This window comes from Alphaproteobacteria bacterium, from assembly GCA_016722515.1.
GTDB lineage: Bacteria > Pseudomonadota > Alphaproteobacteria > Rickettsiales > JADKJE01 > JADKJE01.
This window is the reverse complement of the sequence record JADKJE010000013.1, coordinates 1-24,821: the sequence shown is the minus strand read 5'-3', so window position 1 is coordinate 24,821 and position 24,821 is coordinate 1. Positions and strand designations below refer to the sequence as shown.

The following is a 24,821-nucleotide window of genomic DNA, read 5'->3' as shown; positions in this document are numbered from 1 at the left end:
GGAGACTTGTTATGGCAACGACTTATGTATCAACCAAGGCTGGGAATGGAACTCAGCCACGATTGGATCTTCATGACGACACTATTTATTGCGAATTTGATATTGCAGCAGCAGTAGCAACCGCAGCAAATGGTGGCGGTGGAGCCGGTGGCACTGCGTTCATTATTAATGACGTAGTGCAAATGGTGAAAGTTTCAGCGGGGACAGTTGTTGTCGCTATGATTCTTTCAGTAGATGCGCTTGAAAGTAACGGCGTCATTGTGACCGCTGTTGGAGACGGCTCCGATGATGATAGGTTTATCACTGGATCGACCATTGGTAGATCGTCAGCCTCTGGTGTTCAGGCGCTAAATGCTCACACTGGGCACCTTTACGCATACACCTCAGACGACACGATTGACTTTAAGGTAACAACTGCCGGAACCGCTGGTCAGGCAACTACTGGAAAGATTCGTCTCTCTGTTCGCGTAACGCCGCAGCAGTAAAATAGAGAGGGGCGCTCGAAAGAGCGCCCCTTGTTCGGAGCACAACAAATGGCATGGGCAGCTAGTGACTTTGATTATCTTGCAACTCGTAACGAGATAATCGCCGATGCGTTTGAGATTGTTGGCGTTAAGCGGGCTGGGCAGAACTTAACAGCAGCGCAGCTTCAGCAAGGGGTGACAACACTTCAAAAGCTAGTAAAAAGCTGGAGCAATAAGCACATATTCCTCTGGAGCTTCGCGAAAAGTAGCTTTACCACATCTAACAATCAGCCTCACTACACCAACGCCAATGGGCTGGCTGGGCTAGATCTAAGTCAGGCTATTGGGCTCGATAAGGCCTCTGTGGTGGTTGACTCGATAGAAACAGAAGTCCCGCTAGAGGTTATTTCCTACAGCCACTACCTCGATATATCCAATAAGCCCCAGACTGGAAGACCGATGTTTATTGCGTATCAGCCAAGCTGGGATTTAAGCGATAGCTCTCTTCTCGCAGAAAAGCATTCTGGATTTTATCTCTGGCCAACTCCTGACGACAATGGAGGGAGCGACTACGAAATAAATGTCCTATGTCTATTTCCCCTTAAGGACTTTGATACCGCTGATGGATACGGGAATGTCCCGGCTAGGTTTCAGCGAGCTCTCACCTACGGACTAGCTGAAGATTTATTTGATAAATACCCAGGGCCAATGAATGAGCGGGAGTTTGTAGCATCTAAAGCCGCCCAGCTATTTCGAGAAGCAAAATTATCAGACGTAACACCAGAAACCACAAATGAGGTGGAGAGTCTGTTTGGGAGATCTAAATAATGGCAACTTACGCTGCGATTGAATTTTTATTAGCTGGCGTAGTGGATTCAAGCGGAAACCCACTATCGGGCGGGCTTTGCTATGCGTATGAAGCTGGGACAACAACACCAAAAGATTTATATGAGAACTCAGACGGAAGCAGCGCCATTAATGAGTTTACACTAAACGCATTTGGCTGCGTACAGCTCTACGGTCAGGGCACTTACAGAATTGTTATTAACGACGAAAACAATGTAAATGTTTATGACTATGATAACTTAACTTTCGGGAGCGCCTCCGCTGCGGTTGACTATGCCGGAAGTGAGCTCACAAATGTTGGGGCTGCCACCGCAACTACGAGCGCAGTCAACTACCTCCAGCTTCAAAACGGAGCCCCTCAGTTTATTGAGAATGTCACCGGGACAGCTAATGCGATTGTTTTAACATCGGACATTACCGTTGCTAGTTTAGTGATTGGCCAGCACTGGATCTTTAAGGCCACCGCTACAAACACCTCAGCCGTTACAGTGGATAAGGACGGCACCGGCACTACCGACGTTAAGAAAGCATTCGGCACCGCGCTCACGGCGCTGGCTCCAGGGGATATTATAATTGGCGGTGCCTACCACATAATTTATGACGGGACGCAGTACATACTACTAAACCCGTCCGGTATTGGCTCTGTTCAAAATGGTAGCGTTTTCTATGGAGGTACAAGTGGAGGTTCTGCAAATGCCAAGACCGTAACTCTTTCCCCAGCAATAGCGTCTCTTACCACTGGTCAGATAATAAACTATACAGCTGGGTACACGAACACTGGCGCAATGACACTAAACCCAAACGGAATTGGAGCCACGGCGGTCAAACTTGAAACTGGTGGCGACTTACCAGCCGCTACGGTAGTTGCCGGTCAGAGATACGCAGCGTTCTACAACGGAACTAACTTCACTCATATTGAGCTTGGATATTCTAGGGTGATTAGTAGAACCGCGAGCATGGTTTCTGTTCAGAATTCAAGCACAGAAACTGACTTACTCTCTATAACTATCCCAGCGAACACGCTCGTTGCGGGAAGAATCTTAAGGGTATCGGCATTTGGTCACGTAGCAGACGGACTTGGCGGTGGCGGAACTACCTTTACGTTTAAATTTAAGCTTGGGAGCACTACTCTATCTAGCGCGGTGGCAGTAACAAGCAGCACTGAGCAAGTAAAACTAGATGCGCTCCTCATACCCGACTCCCTCACAACCCAGATGGTAAGATTCTCGCTAAACGAAGATCACCAGGTAAGTGAATCTTACGCAGAGAATGGAGGAACAGATCTCGCGCTAAAACTTACCGTAACAAACTCAAGGGCCGATCTTCTCGTAACTAGCTTTTGCTATGCTTCATTTGTGGAGCTTCTCTAGGATGCCATTTCTCCCCATCCCACTCTTTACTCCAACTTATAAGAACGCGGATGGATCTGTTCTAACTGACGATGCGTTTGTTCAGTACAACGGATTTATTGATGGGAAGGGCGGGTTAAATATTAGGCCGGGAGAAATCCTAGCGAAGAACTCCGGTGGTCGTCGTAACGACGGCCTGTTTCACTGGCCAGATAAAAATCTCATCGTCTCAATAGACGAAGGCTATGTTTCACTCAACGAGGTGGATACTACTCAGACTGAATTTCTAGTAGAGAAATTCCCAGCAGCAACGGTTACATTCGGGCACGGTAGCAATGTAACAAGCTTCGCAACGGACGGCGATTTTGTTTACATGGCGGCTGGCGGAAGAATTAATTATGTAAACTCCTCTGGGGTTATCGCTGAAATCACCGACACGGAAGCGCCAGATCGAGTTACTCATTGGATATCTAGACGGATATCTGCTTGCAATTAATGGTGGCGGCAATAACGCTGATAATAAGTTCTACTGGTCTGAAATTCCCGCAGTGGGGAGCCCTAGAACTTCTTGGCTTGCATTAAACTTTGCGTCAGCCGAAGGAAATCCAGATAAGAATCAGGCCATGCTAATTGTACAGAGACAGGTTTATTTACTCGGAACTGTTTCCACTGAAATCTGGGAAAACGACGGAAGCACTCCCTTCAGTAGAATCCCTGGCGGATTAATTCAAATTGGATGTCTCGCTAAATACTCTCCAATTATTCGCGGGAACTCAATTATTTGGCTTGGGCATACAAGACAGTTTGTTGAGTTTACGGGAACAAACGTAAAATTCCTGGGCAGTCAATACGACAAGGAACTAGCAAAATTCGGAACAGTGACGGACTGTATCGGTAGCTACGTTCAGCATGACGGGCAGGAGCACTGCATATTCTATTTCCCGACCGAAGACAGAACTCTTGTCTACGATCCAGTCTCTGAAAACTGGTGCGAGTGGGCACACTGGGACTCAGAAGCCCTAGAGTGGAAAGCATATGATATTAGATCTTCCGCAAAAGATTTAACCTCCGGGAAAACCCTTGTAGGGAAAAAGGCCAAATACATTGCGGCCCTCGAATCAAAATCGAGAGTTGATATGGTAGGAACTCGCTACAAGGCATTTAAATTCTTAAGACAGACTGGCTGGATAGATCACGGGAACTCTAAGCGGAAAAGATGCGAACAACTTAGCTTTAGAGTAACGAGAGGCGACCCGGCACCGGAAGACAATAGCGTGGCAGCAGCGGCGGGCTCACCGAATACGGGAGACTTTATAAATGAGTAACCCAATTCTAATGCTTAGATACAGAGATGATGGGACTGGTGAGTGGTCTAACATTGAGCATATCGATCTTGGTGCCCTTGGAGATAGAAATTTCCACGTAAAACTATTTAGACTCGGAACTTACGAGTCAAGGCAGTACGAGATTTCATGTTCGGACAACACCCCCCTTGTCTTAAGCAACGCACAAGAAGACATTACGGAGCTTAGGTAATGGCGATTACTCCACTATCAAGGCCACCAGCAGACCTAAACTCTTTCCTGGGAAGAAAGTGGTTAGAGTCGCTTGTAAAGCAAAGCACTATAATTTCTGGAGTAGCGGATCTTGTTTACTTGGTGCTCTCACCAAACGCAGCAATTCCAAACGCGAGGACACTAACGGGGAGCACTAACATTGAAATAACGGATGGTGGCGCTGGTGGTGCCGCAACGCTCGACCTTACCCCCTCCGGGGTTTCTGCGGGAACCTACGAAAGTGTGACGGTAGATGAAAAAGGTAGAGTGACTGCTGGCTCAGCTACAGCCATACCAGACGGCAATATAAAAAGACTTCTGTTTATGGGTTACTGATGACTATTTCGGTTAAAGTATTAGCTGAGGGGCAGCTTGCTAATGCCAAGGGAACTCTTTACACGGTTCCGGCAGCTACTACCTCCTATGTAAAATTCTTCTCGGTGTATAACGCCGCAGCAACCAATCAGGATGTTGAGATTTTCGTAAAGGCTGGATCTACCTCCAGGCAAGTAGCGTTTATAAGCCTAGCCCCAAGACAGTCAGCGAGAGTTATTGATAAGGACGAGGCGCTAAACCTAGAGGCCGGGGACTTGATTGAGGGCAATTCTACGGACGCAACATCAGTTGATTATGTAATTACAGGAGCGGAGGAAGCGTAACATGCAAGTCTTTACTCCACATGGTGAGCAGACGGTTCAGCCAACCTATGCTACGTTAGTTGACGATTCGGGTGCTCCAGTGACCTACGTTGGGTCGGCCCTTCCAGGCTCAAGCACCGCAGACGCTGTGTGGCAGATAAAGAAATTAGATGAAACCACTGGGCTTGTAACGACATTCGCAGATGGCGACTCTAACTTTGATAATGTTTGGGACGATAGAGCCAGTTTAACTTACTTGTAAGAGGGCGTATGCCAAAAAGCACAGCAACTTGTAACTCACTCTTAGCACTTTTATTTAACGCGACTGCATGGGCAGACTTAGCGGAAAATGACACATCTTCCCCAAAGACAGATCTATACTTAAGTCTTCATACGGCAGATCCTGGGGTCGGGAACAGCCAGCTTACAAACGAAGCTACCTACACAAACTACACAAGAATCGCCGTAGCCAGAACCACTGGTGGGTGGGATGCGCCAGCAGCAGCCGCAACAGCCAACGCAGCACTAGCACAGTTCCCTCAGTGTGGAGCGTCTGGAAATACAATCACCACGTAGCCATTGGAACGGCGAGCTCTGGAGCTGGAACGGTTCTATACGCAGGAGCCCTTAATAGCTCCCTTGCGGTAGCTAACCTGATTCAGCCTCAATTTGCCGCCGGAGCCCTTACCGTCACGGAGGCCTAAATGGAAAAAACTAAGTACAAATGCGCTGAATGCGGAAGGGGAGTTCTCGTATCAGGGGATAGCGCCTTAAGGCTATGCGATCATAGAGACGCAACGATAATTGCCGAATGTAGTGCCACCTGTAGAGGGGATTCTACGTTCGGTGATTTCGGTGATGGAGAGCAAAAAAAACAGGAAGAGGCTAACCACCAATGAGCATTGCGGGACTTAGGGAAATGACAGATGCCGAGCTAGCTGGCAAGTCAAGGCGCTATGCCTGGAGAAAAACCCCGTCCCAAGTTACCACGGCTGGTCTTTGGTTTGACCTCTCGATGTCTCCTGGTAATCCGCCACCTAAGTATTGGTTTGATGCTCCGCCTACTACCGCAAAAATTATAAGCCAGTCGCTAGATGGGGGATTTTTTCATGGACCAAACACAACTCCAGACGTTCAGAAGCTAAGACTTATTACTGCAATGGCGAGCGTCGTAACCGCCCTCCCTATGAGCATGTTCCTTTGTGATTATCTTCTCTATTACCCATCATGTGATGATTCCACCACAGATCCACAGGCGATGGATAATTCTGTTACGCTCCCTAGATACACAGACGGAAAGGGAGTTCAGGCAATAGCTGTATCGGTAGCGGGAAGAACAGGCGGTCAGCGGTTTTATCTTACTTACACTAACTCGGATGGTGTTTCTGGCAGAACTTCGCAGACGGTAACGCAGAACTCATCAGCGGCTATCGGAACCATTGTAACTTCAGCTACGGCAACTCAAGCCTCAGCTAATCCGTTCATTGGACTGCAAGATGGGGATTCTGGAATTAGGTCAATCGAGAGCGTTACGATGCTTGGCGCGGATGTAGGATTATTCACGCTCATTCTAGTAAAGCCGATTGCTCAGATTGCCATTAAAGAAACAACTCCAGTAGAAAAAGATTTCCTTATTCATTCTATGGCCCTTCCAAAAATTGAAGACAATGCGTTTTTAAGTTTCTTGTGTTTACCGAACGGAACCTTAGCCGCTACATTATTAATGGGTGATTTGAAGGTAATTTGGAGCTAGTTTATGCCAGGATTTTCAAGCTACGATCAATTAGTTTCAGCCATGTCAAACGGGCAAACATTCAAAGCCATGTTCGGCAAGAACTTTAATCCAACTACCGCTGCGGTAGCGAATGAATGGCATACTCTCTTTCGTGGCGCGGGCAATCCTCCAGCCGATGCGATCTTTAATGCTGGAACGGCGCTCACTTTTCAGGCGGTGAAAGATAGCACGACAAACGCGGGGGCGCTTCCTCATGGGGGCGCGGTTCAACCTACTTACTATAAATACATTCTTAACGGCTCTTGCGTTTCTGCTGCCGCTACGGTAGTTCCAGCCGTAGTTGCGCTAGTTGATGTGATTGGCTTTTACCGAGTGACTGGGGTTACTACAACCACTGCACAGGCAACCACGAACACCCTCTCCGAGTCTGATACATTCACTGCCGATGCCTCAACGGATATTTGCACTCATACGAGCACGGCAAACTATCCAAGCAATATTTTAACAGGAACAAGAGTAAGGCTTACTACCACCACAACCCTCCCTGCTGGACTGGCACTAGCTACCGACTACTATGTAATTAGAGTAAGCGATACCACGTTTAAACTTGCAACATCCTACGCCAATGCAATCGCCGGAACCGCTATAAACATTACAGACGCTGGAACTGGCACCCACACCATGTCAAGGCTTCTCTCTAGGTACACAAACGGGGCTGGGCTTCAGGCAATCTTTTTTAACTCTAACGCGACTGCGCTTGGCGCTGCTACGCCCAACCTCTCACTTGGGTATACTAACTCAAGTCAGGCGACCTCAAGGGCAACTCCAACAGTCCTCCCTATCGGGAAAACAGCCGCAAGCAATTCGCATATTCTCTACACCGGAGCTACTGGTACAGGTAAGTACAACTACCAAGTTCCGCTGCAAGCTGGAGATGCAGGAATAGCCGAGGTGAATACTATCCAAAACTCAACCTCTTACGTTTCTGGTGAATATTCCGTAGCTCTAATTAAAGAGCTTGGGCGATTCCCGCTATCTACTCTTGGACTTGCGGCTGAAAGAAACTTCGTAACAGAAACTCCGTCCCTCCCTAGAGTGTACGACGGGGCCGCTCTCTACTTACTTGTTGGCTCTGGTGTCGCTACCCCATTAAGCTCAGCGTTCTCTGGCCATTTAGATTTTGTCTGGAACTAAGATGCTACTTGGTAACTACAACGTGTTCAATGCTAACCCAGGGAGGGCAATCGGGGGACCAACCGATCCAACTCGTTTCTTTAAGGGTTCGCGTTGGCTTAATTTCTTTGTAGGCGATCACATAGTAACGGACGTTACCGACAGGGACACTCTCCCAACTGGATATAATCCTCCTTATGGCTTCAACCTAGCCCTAACGGCTGGCGGGCTGACGAGTAGAAACAGGCTCGAAGGAATAGGGGCTATTAGCGGTGCCAATCTGGCCGGGGGAAGAAATGCCACTGGCGCACTCACGGGAAGTGGAACTGTTAGCAACGCGGCACTAGGGCTAATTGCCTCTGCCGTGGCGGCCCTTACCGGCTCTGGCTCCATAACCGCAAATATTAAGGGAAAGCTTGAGGCCGTAGCAGCATTAGTAGGCTCCGGCGACCTAGAGGGGGCGCTTGGGGCGCTTGCAAGCATGGTTTCCGAAGTGACCGGAAGCGGAGATGTCTCCGATGCCGCAATTACCGCAAAGGCAGCTTTGTCGGCTGATATCCTAGTAGCTGGTGGCGATATTACAAATGAAACAATCGCAGCCGCAGTCTGGGGGGCGCTCGCTACTGCATTTAATGAAACTGGAACGATGGGCGAGAAGTTGAACGACGCTGGTGGTGCTGGCAATCCGTGGGCTTCGCTGCTCGTAGATAACAATGATAGTGGAACTTTTGGGGAAAGACTCCAGAAACTCCTAACTACAGCTAAATTCTTAGGACTTAAGTAGAGACTTGAACCGTTTTTGCACCCTTTGAAGGACTGATTTTTGTAGGTATAATATGGACATGAAAAAATTACTGGCAGCCCTGTTCGTCTTTCTCCCTAGCCTTGCACTAGCGCAGCCATCTATCTACCAGCCACCGACTCCAGTGCAGAAGCTCGTCAAGACGCCGGGAGCTCCGGGATCTGAAGGTGTAGGGATTGCCACGGATGAATATTTTAGGCCCCAGGTGATTATCGGCGGAAACAGCGTGGCGGGTCCAGCCGCTGAAATCACCCCAATTGCCCAAGCCGTGATGCTTCCAACTTCAGTGCCAACATTATTCCCAGTCACTCCAAATGCCCTAATAAATACCGCGCCATTAAAGGCGATAAGAATTAACAATCAGTTTAACATTGATTTAAACTGCACCTACGGGGCCGCGAACGCCACCCCGATTCCATTTACGGTTCCCGCAGGATCTCAGCACTATGAAAATTTCGCAGGAAACGGGGCTAAGATGTCCAGTGGCGTTTCTTGTATAAAGCCGGGGGCTCCAACCCCAGCATCAGGAACCTTGCAGGTGTGGGGGTATTAAGATGAGAACAATTCTTTGGGCGCTCCTCCTTACACTCACAAGCTGGCTAGTTATCCCTAGAGATACGCGAGCAGACTTAACTAATTTAATCTCAGGGTACATATCCCCCACAGCAGTAGTAACAACGGGCGCTGGAGTCGCTGCGGTAATTGGAGCTAATACGGTTAGCGGGACCGATTCGGCATCTATCTGCTTTAGTGGAGGCGGAGGGGCTATTTGTAATGAAACTAGAGGTGGGTACATAGCTGTCTACGGAAAGCAGGAAGTAAGCCAAACGGGAGGAGTTAGCATAGGGACCGCCACCGGCAGCGCCGGGGCAGTAGCTCTTAAAACTACTGGCTCTGACCGACTTTCTATTTCCAGCACCGGAACATCCACGTTCACGGGACAGGTACTATCTACTACCACATCCGATCTCGGCTGGACTCTCGTGTCTGTAGCCAATCAGGCATGTAATACAACCTGTACCAACGCTTGCGTAGTTGCCAAGAAACAACATCAAAGGCGCTTTTAGCTTGCACCGACGCGACGGCTGATATTTGCCTTTGTGCTGGAGCTTCTTAATTTTATGGAGAACCTTTTTATGAAACATTTACTTACCGGATTTTTGCTATCTCTTTCTGTCATTGTTGGAATTTCATTCCTCGTAGCTGAGGATGATATCAGCATTGCAACTGGAATTGTTGGTGGGGGAAAATTCCTCGGAGCTAAAACCTCAGACAACATGACTACGGTTCCAGTGCTAGGAATTGACGCAAGTAGCAATACTCAGCTAAACGCCCTCTCTGGAAAAACTGCGATTATCTCAATTGCGAAAACTCCAGCGGCTACTTTTAGCTCAACTGGCTCCACTATCCCCCCGCTCCTTACTACTTCAGAAACAGTAGCTGGCGCAGGAACTACAGTGGCAGATGCGGCGGCCCTTTCGGGGCACTAAGTACGTTCACCAAATCACTGGCGCTAACGGCACCGTGGGCTGGAAGTTTGTTACAGCCACCCCTGTTGGGTCGGTGCAGATTCTCCTCAACACTACGGCTGGCGTAGCTAAGATTTACGGAGAATCAGGAAGCACTGTAAATGGTGGTTCTGCTGATGCTGCTTTCACGGCGCTTACAGGTGTTAAGCCAATTATCTGCATTAAGACTGCGGCACTCACTTACCTATGCGCGTAAGGAAACTACATGAGCTGGATTTCTGATGTTGGCGGCTGGATTGGCAACAACTCTGATTGGATAAAACCAATAGTAGGCGCTGGCCTTGGTGCCTATAAGCAATCGCAAACAGATAACGCTCAATCTCAGTACCTGGATTATTTGCGTCAAAGGGAGCAACAGAACTACGATAATTCTGTTGCTCAGATAAACGCATACAATACTCAAGGGGCTCAGGCGGGTTCGGGCGGTGGTGGCGGAAACGATGCGGCCCGCATGGCCGCAGCCGCCAAGGGTCAACACGCAATGGATAAGACCTATAAGCAACTTCTAGCTATGTACGCTCCATACAGGCAGACTGCTGATAGGTTGCTCCCGCAGATGACCCAAACCTACGAGAATTCACTTGGGCTACAGAACGGGCTTATGCAGTTCTTAAATAGTCCAAGCCAGGTGGCTAAGCTTAACGGATCAATCCCCGCTTATAACGTAAACGTCCCTCTACCTGATTCTGTAAGGATGAAATAGTGGCACCTCCTAGCTATACGCCGCTTGCGGCTCAGCAACAGCAACAGGGCGGTAGCATGGGCGGAATTACAAACCCCGATGGTTCCCCATTAACCCCGCAGCAGCAACAAGCATATTACCAGTGGCTAATGCAGCGGGGGCAGGGCGGGCAGCCTCAGCAAATAGCCCCCAAGGGGCAATCTGGAATAGAGGTAGTTCAGGGTGGGCTACTAAAGAAACTACTAGGTAGTGGCGCTGATAGCGGCGCTGGTAGCGGCTCCATGGGCAACGGAGTAGCAGTTGGTCCAGTGGCATCAGGGGAAGCTTACGGCGGAATGCTAACGTCAAACATTGGGCCAGTAGCTTCAGGCGAAATGTACGGCGGTGAGCTCGCGACAAACTCAGCGGCGGCGCAACCCTTTAACGAGTCCGGTCTTGGTCGAGGAGTTCAAGGAGTAGGCGGGGCGCTGCAAGCCTATAATGGCTACAACCAATACAAGAACGGGCAGAAGATCGGAGGTGCCGCAAATATTGGTGGAGGTGCCTTTAATACCTATGCGGCCCTTTCTGGGCAGGGAGGGAGTTATGTCCCCTATGTAGGAGCCGCCGTGGGTGCTGCGAACATTGGTCAGCAAATGCTGAACAAAGAGGGGAATAGCGAGGACAGGGCGGCGGCGGCGCAAGCTGAGGCAGCAAAGGCCGCAATGATGTTTATCCCCGTTTATGGCCAAGCGGCTTATGCGGCCCTTGCCGGAATCGATGCTGTTACTGGCGGAAAAGGAACCAAGTACCTCACTAAGGGAATGGAAAAGACGAATCAGCTTACCGACAAGATTGATTTCGGGCTTGGAAAGTCGGTTAGAAGCAAGATCTTTCATCAAAATACTCGCGGAAAGCAGATGGAAACGAGCGCCGAGCTAATGAGTAAGTTCAAAGACGATCCGCAGTACCAGGCTTTTGTTTCTGGAATGAGAAAGCAGTACGAAGCACCACCACCAGATCCAAGTAAACCGTTCGCTGGAAAGTACGCAACCTTCGATGAGTATAAAAAGGCAGGGCTTCAAGCCAATGACCTTACAGGAACAGAGAGGGCAATTCGCGGCGGCGGGGCTGAATACACTCACCTAAGCCCAGAGCAGCAACAGGTATACACTCAGGCGCTTATTAACGCAGATCAATTTCAGTCTGGACATGGAGGGGTAGGTGTTAAGGATTTGGCGGCGGCGCAAAAAATATTTGAGGATGTTAAGGCTGGTGGTTTTAAGGCTAATACTAAAAGTGCGCCGAGCACTAAAGGCATGGCGATATCGACCCTGCCGCTAAGAATCCCTCAAGCAAACGTAGCACCAACTATAGGCGTTCCAAGATCTCCCGTTGGTGTTTTGGGGCAGCCAGAACAGGCTCAAACTATGATTCCAGGCCGCTCAAAAACTAGGTCGCCCGGAATAGACTTACAAGGCAGGAGGCTTAAATACTAATGGCTACTAATGTCTATAAATCCCCGTATGGTAGCGTGAACCTCGGAGGCCTTAACCAAAGGCAACAAACAAGGGCTCAGTTTCTAGCCAATAACAATCGAATGGGAGAAGCTAATAGATCTATTCAAAAGTGGAGAATCCCAAAGGCTCCAACGCCAGCGCAAAATACTCAGCCAGTAGTAAGCTCTCAGGGCATTGCTAACGCGCAGCCAGCAGCCCCGGCCTCTCCTACTCAAGATACCACAAATACCGTATTCCCAAACTCTCAGATGTTTGAGCCAAAGAACTACCAGGGCTCTCCTCTTTACCAGTTTCAGGTGAAAACAGGACAGGACCAATTAGCTAAGTCTCTCGCGGCAAAAGGCTTAACTAACTCAGGCGCTGCAATTCAGCAGGAACTAAATATTCCAATGATGGCTGCTGCTCAGGATACTGACAGGATGCAGCAGAACGCCAACAACAATGCAAACCGCCTTCAGTCTTATCAGATGGCAGAGGCAGACAGATTAGAACGTGCTGGAAATAATCAGTGGGACCGTGGCTTGTCCCTCGCGCAACTAATGGCGCAACAATCCCCATGGCAAGCAGCCCTCGGCGGATTAGACCAGACGGGAAGCCTTACGAAAGAGCAAGGAAAATCTCTCGCAAATTACCTTGCGAGTCAGTATTCAAGGGGCGGGGGTGGCCGGGGTGGCTCCGGTTTTACTCCAATAGCACTTCCTAGCGGCCCAGACTTTAGCAATATTCAACCAGCCCAGATTTCAGGGAACCAGTCGAGTAGCAATGGTTGGCAGAATGTGATCACGGGACTACTTGGGAGTTTTCTATAAATGGCTCCAAAATATAATCCATTAGCCGTTGGTCAGCCTCAAGGCATTCCTATGTCTGGCCTACTAGGGCAAGACTTCAATACTGAGGCTATTGACTGGAACGATGAAATGAAGCTCCAGGCGGCGCTTAGAGCTCAGGCTCTAGCTGAGGAGCAATCCCAGATGCAAATAGATCAAGCTAAGGCAATGAACCCTATGCTCCTGCGTCAGTCTCAGCAAACTCTCGACGCAAATCAGATTAAGCTCCAGGATGCTCAGAATGAGCAGGAGTTTAAGAAAGCCCTCCAGATGGCCATGAGCGCAGAGCCTCAGCAGAGAGCAGACCAGGCAGCAAATCAAATCTCATCAGACATTCAAGCCACGGCTGATGCTAACGGTGTTGCTCCAGGTCAGATTTCTCCACTACGAAACCCGGAAGATGCAAGTGCTGAAGCTAGGGCCAGAGAGTTGGCTAAGCCAAGCAGCTTACCAGCCCAGCTAGATCTAGGAGAAGGCCTTGCGCTTAAATACGGAATGCTTGATGAGGCTGCAAGGCTGCAAAACTCTAAGAGAACTGCGGGGGGGGATAGGTTGCTCACTGACACCGAATTGGCTCAGTTTGGGTTGCCTGAAGGATCTACCGTTCAGACTCTAAAAGCAGATCAGGCGGCAAAGAGGCTCGCGCTTGGAAATAAGAACTCAGCTATTGCAGACAGACGGACTGTCACGAGCGAAACGAATACAAAAATACGACAGGGGACTGCCCCTAAGGGACTAACGGACTCTGAGGTGCAGTCATACAATGCCCTCGATGATCTCTCTAGTTTAACCAAAAACGTCAAAGAAACATACATGCCGTACATCTCGGAGAATCGAGCAGAAAGGTTTCTAGCGGCGGCGACAAATCCAAACTCAGCCGCAGCAAGAATGCAAGCTGAACTAACTCTACTAACCACTCAAATGGCGGCAGCCTGGAACGGAAAGCGCCTAAGCGATCTTGATTATAAGACCATGGCTCCATTAACCCAGATCAACGATCTCGATACACTAGAGACGGTATCAAATAAGCTTGATAGGTTGGAGCAAATTGCATCTATTCGCCGCGATAACCTAACTTCAAACTTAGAAAAGTCTGGGCGTAACGTGGATAATTTTAAGGTAAAGAAAGCGAATAGGGCTCCATTTGACGTTCCCCGCAACGCAGACGGTAGTGTCTTAACAAAAGAACAATTTCAGGCTTGGCAGCAAGGGAAAAGGTAGATGGGTGCTTACGAAGATTATTTAGCACAGGCCGAGTACGAGGACTATTTAAGGCAAGCCCAGGCGGAAGAACCCTCAGTCATCTCTAATCCAAAAAGAATACCGGAAACCCCAAGGAAAGAACCGACGCCATATCAGCTAGGCCCAGACTACAACCAGTCAGTTGGCCAGAATGCCTGGAAGGGAATTGAAGACTCTCCCGATGCAGGATACCAGCTAGGATCTGATGTGGTTGGACTAACCGCTGCTCCACAGGAGGATGTTAGTGGGGCATTAAGCAGGGGCCTTAGGGCTGGGCTGGGTAGCGGATTACTAGGAAATGTTCCATCCAATATATACGACGCATTTACAAAGAGCCCAGAGCGCGGGCTTCGCACTGTTGGCGGTATGGCGGCTGGAACTGCCGGGGCGGAAGCTCTAGGCGCTGCCGGGGCTGCCGGGGGCACTCTGATTTGGCCCGGAGTCGGCACCGTAGCTGGTGGCCTAGCTGGAGGAGCACTAGGCTTTGGTGGCGGGCTACTTGGATTTGACATGACCACAGATGCCTTAACGGGCAGCACGGATGGAATAAAGCAAAGTCTCCTAGACTGGTATAATGGCAAGGGGAAGAGCATTGATCAGTATCAAAAAGATCTCGCATATAACTCCTCTCAGGCCATCCCGTTTGGAATGGCTCACTCGGCAGTGACGCGGGGCGTTCCTGCTACTTATAGAAAAATCACGGAGCCATTTTCTACGGATAGAGCTCAGGCTAGAGTTTATAACGATCTTAACGCCGCCGAGCCAGGATTCGCTGATAAAGTTGACCCAGCTTATGAAGCCGCTAAGCAAGCAGGGAATTCGCTTGTTGAGGGCTACTCTCTTCCTGAACTCTTAAATAGCGATCCACTTAAAAGAATGTTCCGCAGTGCCGCGAGTGATGGCCTCAACGCTCAAAACGCATACGGAAACTTTGAGCGAGCCAGGGCTGACACTAATCTTAAATACTTAAACAATATTCCGGGGCCAGACGCCGCCCCACTCGCTGACGCAATTAACCTTGCAGATACTAGCGTAAGGGCCGACAGAGCCGCCTCTCAAGCCGCCGCTGATGCCGCAATTAAGGAGAGAACATCCCAAACGACAAGTGACATAACCAGTAAGCAAGCCGCTACCGATGCTCAAATTGCAATGTCGCAAAAAGAAATAGCAGATAGGCTTGACGCTGCTGCGGCTGCGCGGGAAGCCGCTCAGGGGCAAGTGCAAGAATCTCTGCTCTCGTTTCCTGAAGAAATAGATCCAACCGTAGGCGGAGCTCTAGTTAGGCAAACAATCAAAGAGGCTAAGAGTAGCGACTTAGCTAATGTTAGTCGCCAAATAAAGAGCGCTGGAAACGGACTAGTCCCGCCAATGGCGGCCAAGGAGGTAATAGCTACCGATGCTCCAAACTACTTTAGAGATATGGGATCAGCTCCAAACGAAGCCCTGTCTAGCGTTATTGCTGATCTAAGTAGGGAGGGGGAATCTTCCCTGCTCCTTGATGCCAAGGGGAAACCTAGCGTCTCTGAGATTCCATACACAATCCAAAATATACAAGACCTCCTGAGTCGACTTGGAAAGGTAAAGGGCGACCGTGCTAGCGTTGCCGTAGCCACAAAACTTGCTGATGCCCTAAAGATAGATCTTCTTATGGCTGTGGACTCTGGAACAATCACTAAGGGTGATTATGGTAGGTTGATGGAGGGGCGAGCCGCTAGATTAGAAGTCGGAAAGACTTTTGAAAATTCCCAAGTGCCAGCGAAAGCAATATTAAAAGTTCAGCCAGGAAACGCTGAACCAGTTATTCCAAATGAAGGAGTGCTGGATTTATATATTCCTCTTGATACCAACATGAGGGCTAAGGTTACGATTCAGAACTACAAGAAAATTGTAGGTTCCTCTGACGCCGCACTCGACCCTCTTTATAGAAGGGCCGTCGACTCTTTTAGAAGATTTGCGGTTAGGGAAGGTGGCTTAGTTGATGCTAAGGCTGCGAGTAAGTGGATCTCAGATCGATCTATTTTCCTAAATGAAGTTCCTGCCCTAAAAAACCTCCTAACGGACACTCAAGCTAGACAGCAGTTTCTAGGATCTAAAATCGCAGAAGAAGTTCAGGCTAAGGTCGCGGCAAAACAAGCCGAGATAGAGACTCGAAAACTAAAAGCTACGAGCGACAAAGAAGTAGCCCAGATAGCTAAGGACGGTGAGGCTGAAATAGCAGCCATTCAAAAACAAAACGCGAGAACTCAAAAAGAAATAGACGAGTCAGCCGCTCAGTATTTGTTAGGGGATAGGGATTTACATAAAGTAATCCCAGCTATTCTAAGAGCGCCAGACTCTCTTAAGCAAATAAGAGACACGGCGCATTTCTTAAAAGCAAGAGATCCAAGGGCCGCTACTGGTCTTTTCCGTGGAATAGTTGATTACTTAATCAACGAGTATTCACCTTCAGTCAGAGCCGCTCAGGAAAAATTGAAATCAGGGACTCAGCTTCCTGGGGATGTCACCGCAGGGCACCTAGCAAACCAGATCGATAACATTGGCCCTATCTTACAGGAGCTTAAAAACGCTGGAGCCGCCACCGAATCACAAATTCAGAATCTAATGTTCCTAGAGGATAGTCTCCGTAGCCAGTATAGCATTGGAAAAGCAAAGGCCCTTAGCGGAAAGGCTGGATCTAACACAGCATCAGATCTCACCGTAATTGGGGAAATGGGGCGAATGGCTGGAGAGGGCTATTTAAGAGGTACTATAAGCCAGCTTCCTGGTGGTAAATTCATCGTCGCGGTACTAGAGCCACTTCTTAGAAAAATGCCAGCCGAGAAATACAAAGCGGCAATGCTTGAGGCTAATTTCAATCCTAGAGTTGCCAGGGATTTTAGGAATAAGGCCACGGCTAAGAACGTGCAGCGCACTGCCATGGAGGTTTTTAAGGACGAACTTAGCTCTGCGGGCCTCGGCCTTGAACGGCTACCAGTTGCGAATGCCGACGCCAAGCGGAACCTAACCATAAATAAAGCTCATGAGGCCACCGCGAAAGCTGTATTCCCAAATGTAGATGACATCAGGAATCCAAAGGCTCCAGGCAAGCTTGAGAAAACTAGCTTCAACCTGGATAAACTTAACCCGTTTACTGCTAGCACCGCAGAGGCCAGCGATAACCTAACCATTGACGACATAAACAGAGCCAATGCCGATATGACCCGTGGGCGCGGATTGAGCGCAGAGACGAGGGCTAGGATATCTGTTGAGTCTAATGGCAACCCTGATGCCATTTCTCCAAAGGGAGCTCAAGGGCTAAGTCAGTTAATGCCAGCCACGGGCCGCTGGATTGGGCAGCAGCTTAATGAACCATACCAGCCGCTCACAAAAAACATGACGGCAGAGCAGCGCCAGGCATCAATTGAGCAAAACATCAGGTTTGGAGATTGGTATTTTAGAAAGCTAGAAGAAGACTTTAAGGATAAGACTCTAGCCAGGGCCGCCTACAATGCTGGGCCAGCCAGGATAAGGGCAGCCATGAAGGCCGCAGGAACTAGGGATGTTAATACTATTCTGCGTAGCCTACCAAAAGGAGTTCAAAAGGAAACTCTCCCTTATGTTGATAAGATTGCTCAGCGGTATGGCAGGGGGTGATCTGCGTTAGTGCTTAGGGTTTGTTCAGGGGGGATAATGGTTGCGGAGGACTCAGGAGATGAGATTGCAAATACTGAAAATGGAAAGCCTGATGAGCGACCGCGAAAGATTCGCGATTTATTCACTGATAGGGTCGTTGGCATCGTTACTGGTGCTGCTATTCCTGTGGTACTGCTGCTAATCCCAATAATTAATAAGTACCTGGATAACTCTAAGGAGATTCAAACGCTCCAGATAAAAGAGAACGCAGAAGACATTGAAGAAATGAAACGTAGGATGGTTGTTCTTACAAACGTCATTGTTAGCTCCCAGATGCAGATTCAAGCTCTATCCTCTAAGCTCTCGGAGTGTGAAGAGAGAACAAAAAAGGAACAAAAACCATGATCGATGCGGCCATGTGGGGAAAAATTATAAGCGCAGTTATTAAGGTGGAGTCTGGCGGTAACGCGGGGGCTGTTTCCCCCGCTGGCGCAAAGGGCCTAATGCAGCTAATGGACGCAACCGGAAAGGAGGTGCTTAGGGACTTAGGCTTTGAAGAAGAGGAGTATAATCCATTCAACGAAAAGCAAAACATCTTGCTAGGCTCAACCTACCTTAAGAAGCTTTACGGAATGTTCGGCGATTTGCGCCTTGCATTTGCGGCTTATAACGCCGGGATGGGAAGAGTATCGAGACTATGCATGGCGCATGGAGATTACTATAACGACATTAGGGATCACCTCCCAGCCGAGACTAAAAATTACGTTGAAAAAATTCAGTCAGAACTACACCAAATGGGGGTCTTTCTATGAGATACTTGCTAGCTATTCTGCTCCTTGCTCAAGTCTCCGTTGCCCAGGAGAATCGTGGCGTGAGTTGGATTCTACAAATGTGCTCTGAGCATACCGACTGCTCAGCGATTGAAGCAGCCTATAGGGGAGTTCCTGTTATTAATGCTGGCTGGATGTACCTAACCAGTAACCCTAACCGTTGCAAATGCGCCCCAAGGCTTCTTGAAGATTCGAGGCAAAAAAACATTCGCATTGATATATGTAACTCGACATGCTTCCCCGAAAGAGGGCGCTCCTGCCAACCAGCAGAATGTTTTGCCGGTCAGCGCCAAGGAGAAGCTGGAAAGAAAATACTTGCGAACGATCCTGCGACATACAAACGCATTGACCGTTCGATTGCCATGGCTCAGGCGAATCTTTTATCGGCAAAAGGCCCGCTAAAACTTTTCGTAAAATCATGTCTTGAGTGTAGCATCGACCCAGCCGCCAGAAAGAAACTAAACGCATATGTAGCGGCGAAATTCTCTAGCTACCCCGGTGTTGAGTTCGTTGATAATCCTATAAACGATCGCTGTCAGCCTGGGATGGTCTGCGAAAAGCACGGCTCTCCCGTTGGGAATAATAACCTAATCGCTGATAATGATGGGCTCGACTATGATGGAATCGACCAGCTTAGCTACTGGAGGAAGAATAAGCCAAGCCGCCTGGTGCTCGCCTGGAAAGGCTGCAATAACGGGCTAGCAAAAGGGGAGACTTTTAAGCCAGGACAGAACCGTACAAACTACTGCTCAGCTAGTCGAGATGGAAAAGATTTCAATAGCGCGACTATTTCCAATGCCGTGGATAAGCCCACCGAAGCCGTTGATCCTCTCGACCTAAAGGGTTGCCGGAAGATGCTAAAAGCTCCCGATGGGCCACAGAAGTTCGTGCTAAAGCTTTCCGAGGGCAGGGCGCACAGTGTTTGGTTGTCGCCTCCGGCTCTATCTGGAAAGACTTTTAAGAAGGTGGAGCTCTTAAATCATGGTAAGCGCATAGATGGCTCTAGGGCTGGCGTTCCAGGCTACCGCTACGGGGTGCCATACCTCCCAGACACCACTAATCCTAAGCGTAGGCTCTATGATTTTATGGGACACCCTAGAAGCTATCCAGATAATTCGGTCTTACATGCTGATGGATTTTGTTGGATACTTGAAAAACCTAGATTTCGCGTTGATTAATTTTCCGGAGAAACTCCATGCCACCTTATGTTCTTGTTATTCTAAACCTCATTCTTGATTACATTGCCAACAATGCAGATGAAATTGTTAAGGCTATCAAGGATAAGTTCCTAACCTCCAAGACTGTCCCGGCTGTAGTTAGTGCGATTCAAGAGTTCGGGTACGCTCCAAGCGGCGAGAACCTGGAGAAACTCCACACGGTGCTAAAAGAGAACGGCGAGGACGCAGATCAACTTGCTAAGATCTTAATCAACAGCGCCACCGTCTAGGTCGGAGTAGGTTAAGCAGTTAAGATACCGCTTCTTACTGTTAATCCGCCGCCGCTGGTGTTCTCTATGGGCAATCGCGCATTTGCGGCAATGCGTTCCTGTTAGCCGCTTCCCTCCGCACTCCTGGCAGAGCTTTAGCTTTTTCTTTCTTAGCTGATACTTTCTTTGCCGACTAACACCCAGCGAGGAAAATTCATCGTGGATTTTCTTCCCCATTAGTTAAGCCTTTGCTTCATGGGAGTCCGCTTATTACAAAATGGGCAATAGCTCCAGTGGAGAACGACACCACACATAAGACCGGCGCAATCTATCCACCGATGAAACCCCAAGTAGCACTTTAGTCTTCGTATCATTTAAGCCCCCTACAACTCGTCTCCACCACGACCGTATTACAAAGCCGCAAATCTCTATAATCGCAAACCGCAGTAGATCCAATAGCGCAGCCGCCGTCCCAAGTTCCTGGTAAGCTCTCTCTACCAAGGATAACCATCACTCGCGGGAAAACATGCAACCTCTTCCTAACTCTCTCCGCTCTCGCTGCCCATAAGGCCCGACGATACTGGCCGCCGAACTTCCTGAACCGCACACGCGCAGAATGATCTACTACGGTGATATTGGCTTTGGGGTACATGCGCTCGTAGTTTTTGATGTCTGCCACGGTGCCGATGAGTAAGACTGTAATTGCTGCGATGATATTCATTTCCCCATCTCCTCCAGAAGCTTAATAAACGCCGACCGCCTGATAAAATAATCAGTGTCGGCAAACTCCGCCCCAAACTCCTCCCGCACCGCATTTAGTGTCCAGAGGCAGCCAGCCGTGAACGCATCTACTGGCCCCATTGATATCGGCATCCAAAACTCATCCCACGATCCAGAATGGCCGTCCTTTTCGCGCTGCAATCGACCTTCTTTTATTGCGGTTGTGTACCACTCCTCCGCCGCTTGCTCTTTGGTTTTCATTTATCCCCCTTCTTCCAAGCCGCTGCGGTGATCCTCACGAATAAGGACCACAAAAGCAACACAAACAGCACACCAACCGAGCACTCAAAAATCGCCGCGATAAATTCCAGCCCGCTCCAAAATGCTTGCGCTATTTCTTTATCACTCATTTGCTCCCCCGCGATTTCCAGTAGTCATCAAAGGACACCTCCGTCCCTCTGTACCCATATTCAATCGCACAGTCAGGACATTGCACTATCGCATTCTGCCACACCTCACGCGCAAAAGCTTCGAGTTCGGGAAGGGTAAAGACCATCACCTCTTTCGCCCTTTCGATGTCCGGCGAATCATCGTCGAACTCGACAATTATCTGATCTTTGTCGTCAACTGTTTCTAAAAAAGTAAATCCCTGATGCCCTATCTCGCTCATTTCTTCGACCTCCGCTTTTTGGGTAGAACTTCACGGACTTTTATTGTTTTGGCTCCGCGTGGAGGCCACTCACTTCTTAAAATAGTCAGCGCCTCACGTTTAGTGTCATATAAGAATAAGTAGGGGTCACCACATCCGAGGACATTAACCCACCACTCCCTAGCCTTCCGCTTGCGTGTCATTTTGTGGGCTCCTTTAATGTTTTTGCGGTCCCATTACCGTCGATGCTATCGACCCTAGTTCCGCTCTTATCGCTTGTCCTTCTTGGCTGTCGGCCCATGCGTCTGATTCCCATTTTTGAGAGTCAAACTCTCCCGATTTTGCCCGTTCTGCGAGATGCTTAAACCCGTTAGCTTGAAGATCGTTCACTAGGTTTATGCACGGAGTCGCAAATGGCGAGCGGAAATCATCATAGTGGTATTTTTGCGCCTTCTCGATCATCCATGTGGGACAACCGGCTTTATTCATTTCGGTTGCCAGCTTTTCCGCTGTTGAAATTTTCACTTCGCCCATAGGAATCTCCTCATAGTTCATGTCGGAATCTTCCATACCGCAATCTCCGCGCCGCTTGTGCTTGTCGCAGAACTGCGTCACTAGCTGGAACGTGGGGTCTTTTTTAAAGCTGCCATCGCGGGAGTATTCCTTTTTGAGTCGGTAGCGAATGGTGGCGGTATTCCCGCACCCGACTTGCTGACAAAGGGAGTTTTCCAATGCCTTGGGGATTGGTTTCGTTTCTCCGTTCTCGCCAGCTGCAAGAAAGAACCAAGGAATCGCCGCTACCGCTGCGCTCATGCGTCCAAATCCGCGCTCGAAAACTAAATGCCCTTTGCGGTAGAACTCTACAACGGCACTAACCCGCCACTCATCGCCCGACATTTCCGAGCTTTTCCAGCGCGGCACCATCCGAATTTTAATTTCGTCATAGTGCTCATCGTCACGATGTCGTCTCTGAAATACCGTATCTTTAATATCCATACTCGTCCCTCTCTCCTCTTCAAAAATTCAACTAACGCTCTGTCGCGGTGGATTATGGCGGGTCATTTTATCCCCCCTCCCAATTTTGCCCTCAACGCAATCAGCGCGGGGTCTTGCCACCGCAAGACGGCCCCGTATAAATCGGATTTGCTTCGTGTATTTGCGGGCTCTGTCCTTGCCAGTATTCCCGTACCTGCTGCTGGCTCACTCCGCAATTCGCGCAAGGTGTTTCGATGTACTCCATCACTAGCTTGCCCCTTGGGATGTTCAGCGACCAACTCTTGCCGCAATTCTCGCAAATTTTGTCTATTTTGTAGGTCTTGCTCTTTTGCAGTGCGGCCATCTCGAATATCTTGTCGTTGTTTGGTTCCACTCTCGTACTCCCTCGCTAAAATCCTTAACTCCTCTCTCACTGCGTGGCGAGAGAGGTCTTCTAAATCTGGCTTCGTTTGCTTGATCATTCTGGTCTGAGAGTGTGTGACTTGCTATCCTCTACGCAGATGCTCTTAATCGCCCACTGACAGCACTCTTCCAATTTAGTGAGAGCCAGCGACGATTCACGATTTGGATTTAGGTTTTTTCGTAGTCCTTCTTCGAGGTGAAGACATGCTGCCCTAATCAACGCCATCTGTTCTTGAGCCATCGGCCCTGGCTTCATCCATTGTAAATTGCTTGTTCCGTCTATCATTTCATCTCCCTAATTGTTAAATTACTAACGTAGTATCCATTACCAATCTCAAACCCTGGCCTCTGCTCATTAGCTCTACAACCGCTCATTGCTATGATCGCGAGGCCAGCTAAAATCACTAACGTCGCTTCGATTACAAATGCCCAGATGATGCCTTCCATAGCTCTCCTGCGTTAAATTTTACTGTTCCCAGCTGCGAGAAGAGTACTGGAGTTCACTAAAGAGTACAATAGAAAAAGAACTAGAGCTCTGAAATAAATTTTCCAGGATACTCAGCAAGGACTTTTGGATCTGTAATGACGAATCTGCCATTAATCTTAACGGCCTGAATATGGAGTGGATGAGTCTTTGGTAGACGGCAGAGCCTCGCTATGTAACTCTTAGTTACGTTTCTAAGTCTAGCAAGCCCGGCTGCGGTAAGAATTTGTTTCATGATTCAGATTCTAGCACAGGTACACTAGTGGGTACAGCATCTCGAATCGCCACAGCGCCCTTTAGTGTGCGCCTAAGCTCTCGCCAGTTAAGGCCTAGAGTCTGGCAGCACTCAACGAATCCGCCAGGCTCAGGCGTTGCTAGATCCCAGGAAAGCTTCCTATCTAGTAGTAGCCACCTTTTAGCTTCTCGGCTGTTCTCACAGATGGCGGCAATAATAGCCACCTGGAGAACATGCGCCATTGCTTCGTTTTCAGTCATAGGGGATTACGATGCAAAGTTATAGGTCTACGTTTCGGCCCTTAAAGGGTTTTGGATGGGGTACGTTATACATTTCGTTCCCGAATATTTTCACCTCAGAACTATCTACATGGATAACGGTGCTGTCTTCAAAACAATGCACCACCCAGACCGTATTAATATTAGGCCCGTAATCAATGATAAACAGCGCATGTCCTTCCCCTTTCGGGGTTAAGACCCAAATGGCAGGATTAAGCTGGAGGATCATTCCATTTTTTCCAAAGCGCAACCAGATCAGCCTCGGTAAAGAGTTTGTTTTGGTTGTCGGGCATTAATAAAATCTGGGCGACCTCTCTAACGGTCTTCTCTTTCACTCTTTCGAGCTCAAGCCTTAGATCGTAATTCTTAGTAGCCATGTCGCCAAGCATTTTTTCCATTCTAGCCTTTGTCCGAGTGTTCGGCCCCATGTCCTACCACTCCGTATAGACAACAACGCCAAAGCCGCGACCGTCAGTTATTTCAAATGCGGTAACGTCCGGGATTCCAGCAAACTTATAAGCCATTGTTACCATGTCATCATCCGTAGTAATTGACTTAAACGCTGCAAGCACGGCCTTGTCTGGGCCGGTTGGAATCTCTGGGATTTTACGCCACACCCGAACATTAATTCCTACTTCCTCGCTTCTCATAGCGGTCATGGATTCGTAGAACGGGACTCCCGGCCTAGACTCTGGGAGCTTTCGCGGCGGGCCGGACCTCTCTAGCTCCTCCACCCTCCCATTAAACGGGATTACATTAGCCCCCGGAATCGGGATGTCGCCCGACTTCATGAGCTCAATATTCTCAGCTAATCTTTCCTGCTCTACTCTTGTTAAATTGCCGTTTT

35 protein-coding genes are annotated in these 24,821 nt (G+C 48.9%); 24 read left to right on the top strand and 11 right to left on the bottom strand.

What is annotated here, in order from left to right; translation table 11 throughout:
- Positions 1-11: 11 nt before the first annotated feature.
- From IPP74_14905 to IPP74_14790, 24 genes are all read left to right on the top strand, one after another.
- Entirely contained in the window at positions 12-485 is a 474-nt protein-coding gene (locus IPP74_14905; GenBank protein MBL0320563.1) for a hypothetical protein, read from the top strand.
- A gap of 48 nt (positions 486-533) precedes the next feature.
- Entirely contained in the window at positions 534-1,292 is a 759-nt protein-coding gene (locus tag IPP74_14900; protein MBL0320562.1) for a hypothetical protein, read from the top strand.
- Positions 1,292-2,680, top strand: coding sequence for a hypothetical protein (locus tag IPP74_14895; GenBank protein MBL0320561.1), 1,389 nt, complete (start codon positions 1,292-1,294; stop codon positions 2,678-2,680). The genes IPP74_14900 and IPP74_14895 overlap by 1 nt, the downstream gene beginning before the upstream one ends.
- A 1-nt stretch (position 2,681) precedes the next feature.
- Positions 2,682-3,155 (top strand): hypothetical protein, encoded by a 474-nt coding sequence (locus IPP74_14890; protein ID MBL0320560.1) that lies wholly within the window; start codon positions 2,682-2,684, stop codon positions 3,153-3,155.
- A gap of 127 nt (positions 3,156-3,282) precedes the next feature.
- Positions 3,283-3,984 (top strand): hypothetical protein, encoded by a 702-nt coding sequence (locus IPP74_14885; protein MBL0320559.1) that lies wholly within the window; start codon positions 3,283-3,285, stop codon positions 3,982-3,984.
- A gap of 330 nt (positions 3,985-4,314) precedes the next feature.
- Complete coding sequence (locus IPP74_14880) at positions 4,315-4,551, top strand: hypothetical protein (GenBank protein ID MBL0320558.1); 237 nt, start codon at positions 4,315-4,317, stop codon at positions 4,549-4,551.
- The gene (locus IPP74_14875; GenBank protein ID MBL0320557.1) at positions 4,551-4,874 is read left to right on the top strand and encodes a hypothetical protein; all 324 of its coding nucleotides are present in this window, start codon (positions 4,551-4,553) and stop codon (positions 4,872-4,874) included. The genes IPP74_14880 and IPP74_14875 overlap by 1 nt, the downstream gene beginning before the upstream one ends.
- Before the next feature lies 1 nt (position 4,875).
- A complete protein-coding gene (locus IPP74_14870; protein MBL0320556.1) occupies positions 4,876-5,115 on the top strand; it encodes a hypothetical protein in 240 nt (79 codons plus the stop codon).
- A gap of 8 nt (positions 5,116-5,123) precedes the next feature.
- The gene (locus tag IPP74_14865; GenBank protein MBL0320555.1) at positions 5,124-5,429 is read left to right on the top strand and encodes a hypothetical protein; all 306 of its coding nucleotides are present in this window, start codon (positions 5,124-5,126) and stop codon (positions 5,427-5,429) included.
- Positions 5,430-5,748: 319 nt separating this feature from the next.
- Entirely contained in the window at positions 5,749-6,606 is an 858-nt protein-coding gene (locus IPP74_14860) for a hypothetical protein (protein ID MBL0320554.1), read from the top strand.
- Positions 6,607-6,609: 3 nt separating this feature from the next.
- The gene (locus tag IPP74_14855) at positions 6,610-7,782 is read left to right on the top strand and encodes a hypothetical protein (protein MBL0320553.1); all 1,173 of its coding nucleotides are present in this window, start codon (positions 6,610-6,612) and stop codon (positions 7,780-7,782) included.
- A 1-nt stretch (position 7,783) separates the two neighbouring features.
- Positions 7,784-8,545: a hypothetical protein gene (locus IPP74_14850; protein ID MBL0320552.1), complete on the top strand. Its 762-nt coding sequence runs from the start codon at positions 7,784-7,786 to the stop codon at positions 8,543-8,545.
- A 52-nt stretch (positions 8,546-8,597) separates the two neighbouring features.
- Positions 8,598-9,116: a hypothetical protein gene (locus tag IPP74_14845; GenBank protein ID MBL0320551.1), complete on the top strand. Its 519-nt coding sequence runs from the start codon at positions 8,598-8,600 to the stop codon at positions 9,114-9,116.
- Positions 9,117-9,699: 583 nt separating this feature from the next.
- Positions 9,700-10,053, top strand: a complete 354-nt coding sequence (locus IPP74_14840) for a hypothetical protein (protein MBL0320550.1) — start codon at positions 9,700-9,702, stop codon at positions 10,051-10,053.
- The gene (locus IPP74_14835; GenBank protein MBL0320549.1) at positions 10,028-10,288 is read left to right on the top strand and encodes a hypothetical protein; all 261 of its coding nucleotides are present in this window, start codon (positions 10,028-10,030) and stop codon (positions 10,286-10,288) included. The genes IPP74_14840 and IPP74_14835 overlap by 26 nt, the downstream gene beginning before the upstream one ends.
- 9 nt (positions 10,289-10,297) lie before the next feature.
- Positions 10,298-10,795, top strand: a complete 498-nt coding sequence (locus tag IPP74_14830; protein ID MBL0320548.1) for a hypothetical protein — start codon at positions 10,298-10,300, stop codon at positions 10,793-10,795.
- Entirely contained in the window at positions 10,795-12,252 is a 1,458-nt protein-coding gene (locus tag IPP74_14825; GenBank protein MBL0320547.1) for a hypothetical protein, read from the top strand. The genes IPP74_14830 and IPP74_14825 overlap by 1 nt, the downstream gene beginning before the upstream one ends.
- Positions 12,252-13,082: a hypothetical protein gene (locus IPP74_14820; GenBank protein MBL0320546.1), complete on the top strand. Its 831-nt coding sequence runs from the start codon at positions 12,252-12,254 to the stop codon at positions 13,080-13,082. Before IPP74_14825 ends, IPP74_14820 begins: the two co-directional genes overlap by 1 nt.
- Entirely contained in the window at positions 13,083-14,321 is a 1,239-nt protein-coding gene (locus IPP74_14815; GenBank protein ID MBL0320545.1) for a hypothetical protein, read from the top strand.
- Positions 14,322-17,975 carry a transglycosylase SLT domain-containing protein gene (locus tag IPP74_14810; GenBank protein MBL0320544.1) on the top strand — a complete coding sequence of 1,218 codons (3,654 nt, stop codon included), beginning with the start codon at positions 14,322-14,324 and terminating at the stop codon, positions 17,973-17,975. It abuts the gene before it with no gap.
- 36 nt (positions 17,976-18,011) lie between these two features.
- Positions 18,012-18,359 (top strand): hypothetical protein, encoded by a 348-nt coding sequence (locus IPP74_14805; GenBank protein MBL0320543.1) that lies wholly within the window; start codon positions 18,012-18,014, stop codon positions 18,357-18,359.
- Positions 18,356-18,766, top strand: a complete 411-nt coding sequence (locus tag IPP74_14800) for a lytic transglycosylase domain-containing protein (protein ID MBL0320542.1) — start codon at positions 18,356-18,358, stop codon at positions 18,764-18,766. The genes IPP74_14805 and IPP74_14800 overlap by 4 nt, the downstream gene beginning before the upstream one ends.
- A complete protein-coding gene (locus IPP74_14795) occupies positions 18,763-19,962 on the top strand; it encodes a hypothetical protein (protein ID MBL0320541.1) in 1,200 nt (399 codons plus the stop codon). The genes IPP74_14800 and IPP74_14795 overlap by 4 nt, the downstream gene beginning before the upstream one ends.
- A gap of 17 nt (positions 19,963-19,979) precedes the next feature.
- Positions 19,980-20,231: a hypothetical protein gene (locus IPP74_14790; GenBank protein ID MBL0320540.1), complete on the top strand. Its 252-nt coding sequence runs from the start codon at positions 19,980-19,982 to the stop codon at positions 20,229-20,231.
- Here IPP74_14790 and IPP74_14785 read toward each other — a convergent pair.
- From IPP74_14785 to IPP74_14735, 11 genes are all read right to left on the bottom strand, one after another.
- The gene (locus tag IPP74_14785; protein MBL0320539.1) at positions 20,208-20,447 is read right to left on the bottom strand and encodes a hypothetical protein; all 240 of its coding nucleotides are present in this window, start codon (positions 20,445-20,447) and stop codon (positions 20,208-20,210) included. The two genes, IPP74_14790 and IPP74_14785, sit on opposite strands and share 24 nt — an antisense overlap.
- Positions 20,448-20,580: 133 nt before the next feature.
- Entirely contained in the window at positions 20,581-20,931 is a 351-nt protein-coding gene (locus IPP74_14780; GenBank protein ID MBL0320538.1) for a hypothetical protein, read from the bottom strand.
- Positions 20,928-21,191 carry a hypothetical protein gene (locus IPP74_14775; protein ID MBL0320537.1) on the bottom strand — a complete coding sequence of 88 codons (264 nt, stop codon included), beginning with the start codon at positions 21,189-21,191 and terminating at the stop codon, positions 20,928-20,930. Before IPP74_14775 ends, IPP74_14780 begins: the two co-directional genes overlap by 4 nt.
- Positions 21,188-21,340: a hypothetical protein gene (locus tag IPP74_14770; GenBank protein MBL0320536.1), complete on the bottom strand. Its 153-nt coding sequence runs from the start codon at positions 21,338-21,340 to the stop codon at positions 21,188-21,190. The genes IPP74_14775 and IPP74_14770 overlap by 4 nt, the downstream gene beginning before the upstream one ends.
- Positions 21,337-21,600: a hypothetical protein gene (locus IPP74_14765; GenBank protein ID MBL0320535.1), complete on the bottom strand. Its 264-nt coding sequence runs from the start codon at positions 21,598-21,600 to the stop codon at positions 21,337-21,339. The genes IPP74_14770 and IPP74_14765 overlap by 4 nt, the downstream gene beginning before the upstream one ends.
- A gap of 195 nt (positions 21,601-21,795) precedes the next feature.
- Complete coding sequence (locus IPP74_14760) at positions 21,796-22,575, bottom strand: hypothetical protein (GenBank protein ID MBL0320534.1); 780 nt, start codon at positions 22,573-22,575, stop codon at positions 21,796-21,798.
- Positions 22,576-22,637: 62 nt separating this feature from the next.
- Positions 22,638-23,036 carry a hypothetical protein gene (locus IPP74_14755; GenBank protein ID MBL0320533.1) on the bottom strand — a complete coding sequence of 133 codons (399 nt, stop codon included), beginning with the start codon at positions 23,034-23,036 and terminating at the stop codon, positions 22,638-22,640.
- Entirely contained in the window at positions 23,033-23,263 is a 231-nt protein-coding gene (locus tag IPP74_14750; GenBank protein ID MBL0320532.1) for a hypothetical protein, read from the bottom strand. The genes IPP74_14755 and IPP74_14750 overlap by 4 nt, the downstream gene beginning before the upstream one ends.
- Positions 23,260-23,424 carry a hypothetical protein gene (locus IPP74_14745; GenBank protein MBL0320531.1) on the bottom strand — a complete coding sequence of 55 codons (165 nt, stop codon included), beginning with the start codon at positions 23,422-23,424 and terminating at the stop codon, positions 23,260-23,262. The genes IPP74_14750 and IPP74_14745 overlap by 4 nt, the downstream gene beginning before the upstream one ends.
- Before the next feature lie 762 nt (positions 23,425-24,186).
- Positions 24,187-24,372, bottom strand: a complete 186-nt coding sequence (locus IPP74_14740) for a hypothetical protein (GenBank protein ID MBL0320530.1) — start codon at positions 24,370-24,372, stop codon at positions 24,187-24,189.
- 33 nt (positions 24,373-24,405) lie between these two features.
- Positions 24,406-24,821 (bottom strand): hypothetical protein (locus tag IPP74_14735; protein ID MBL0320529.1); only part of this gene is annotated, 416 nt, incomplete at its 5' end.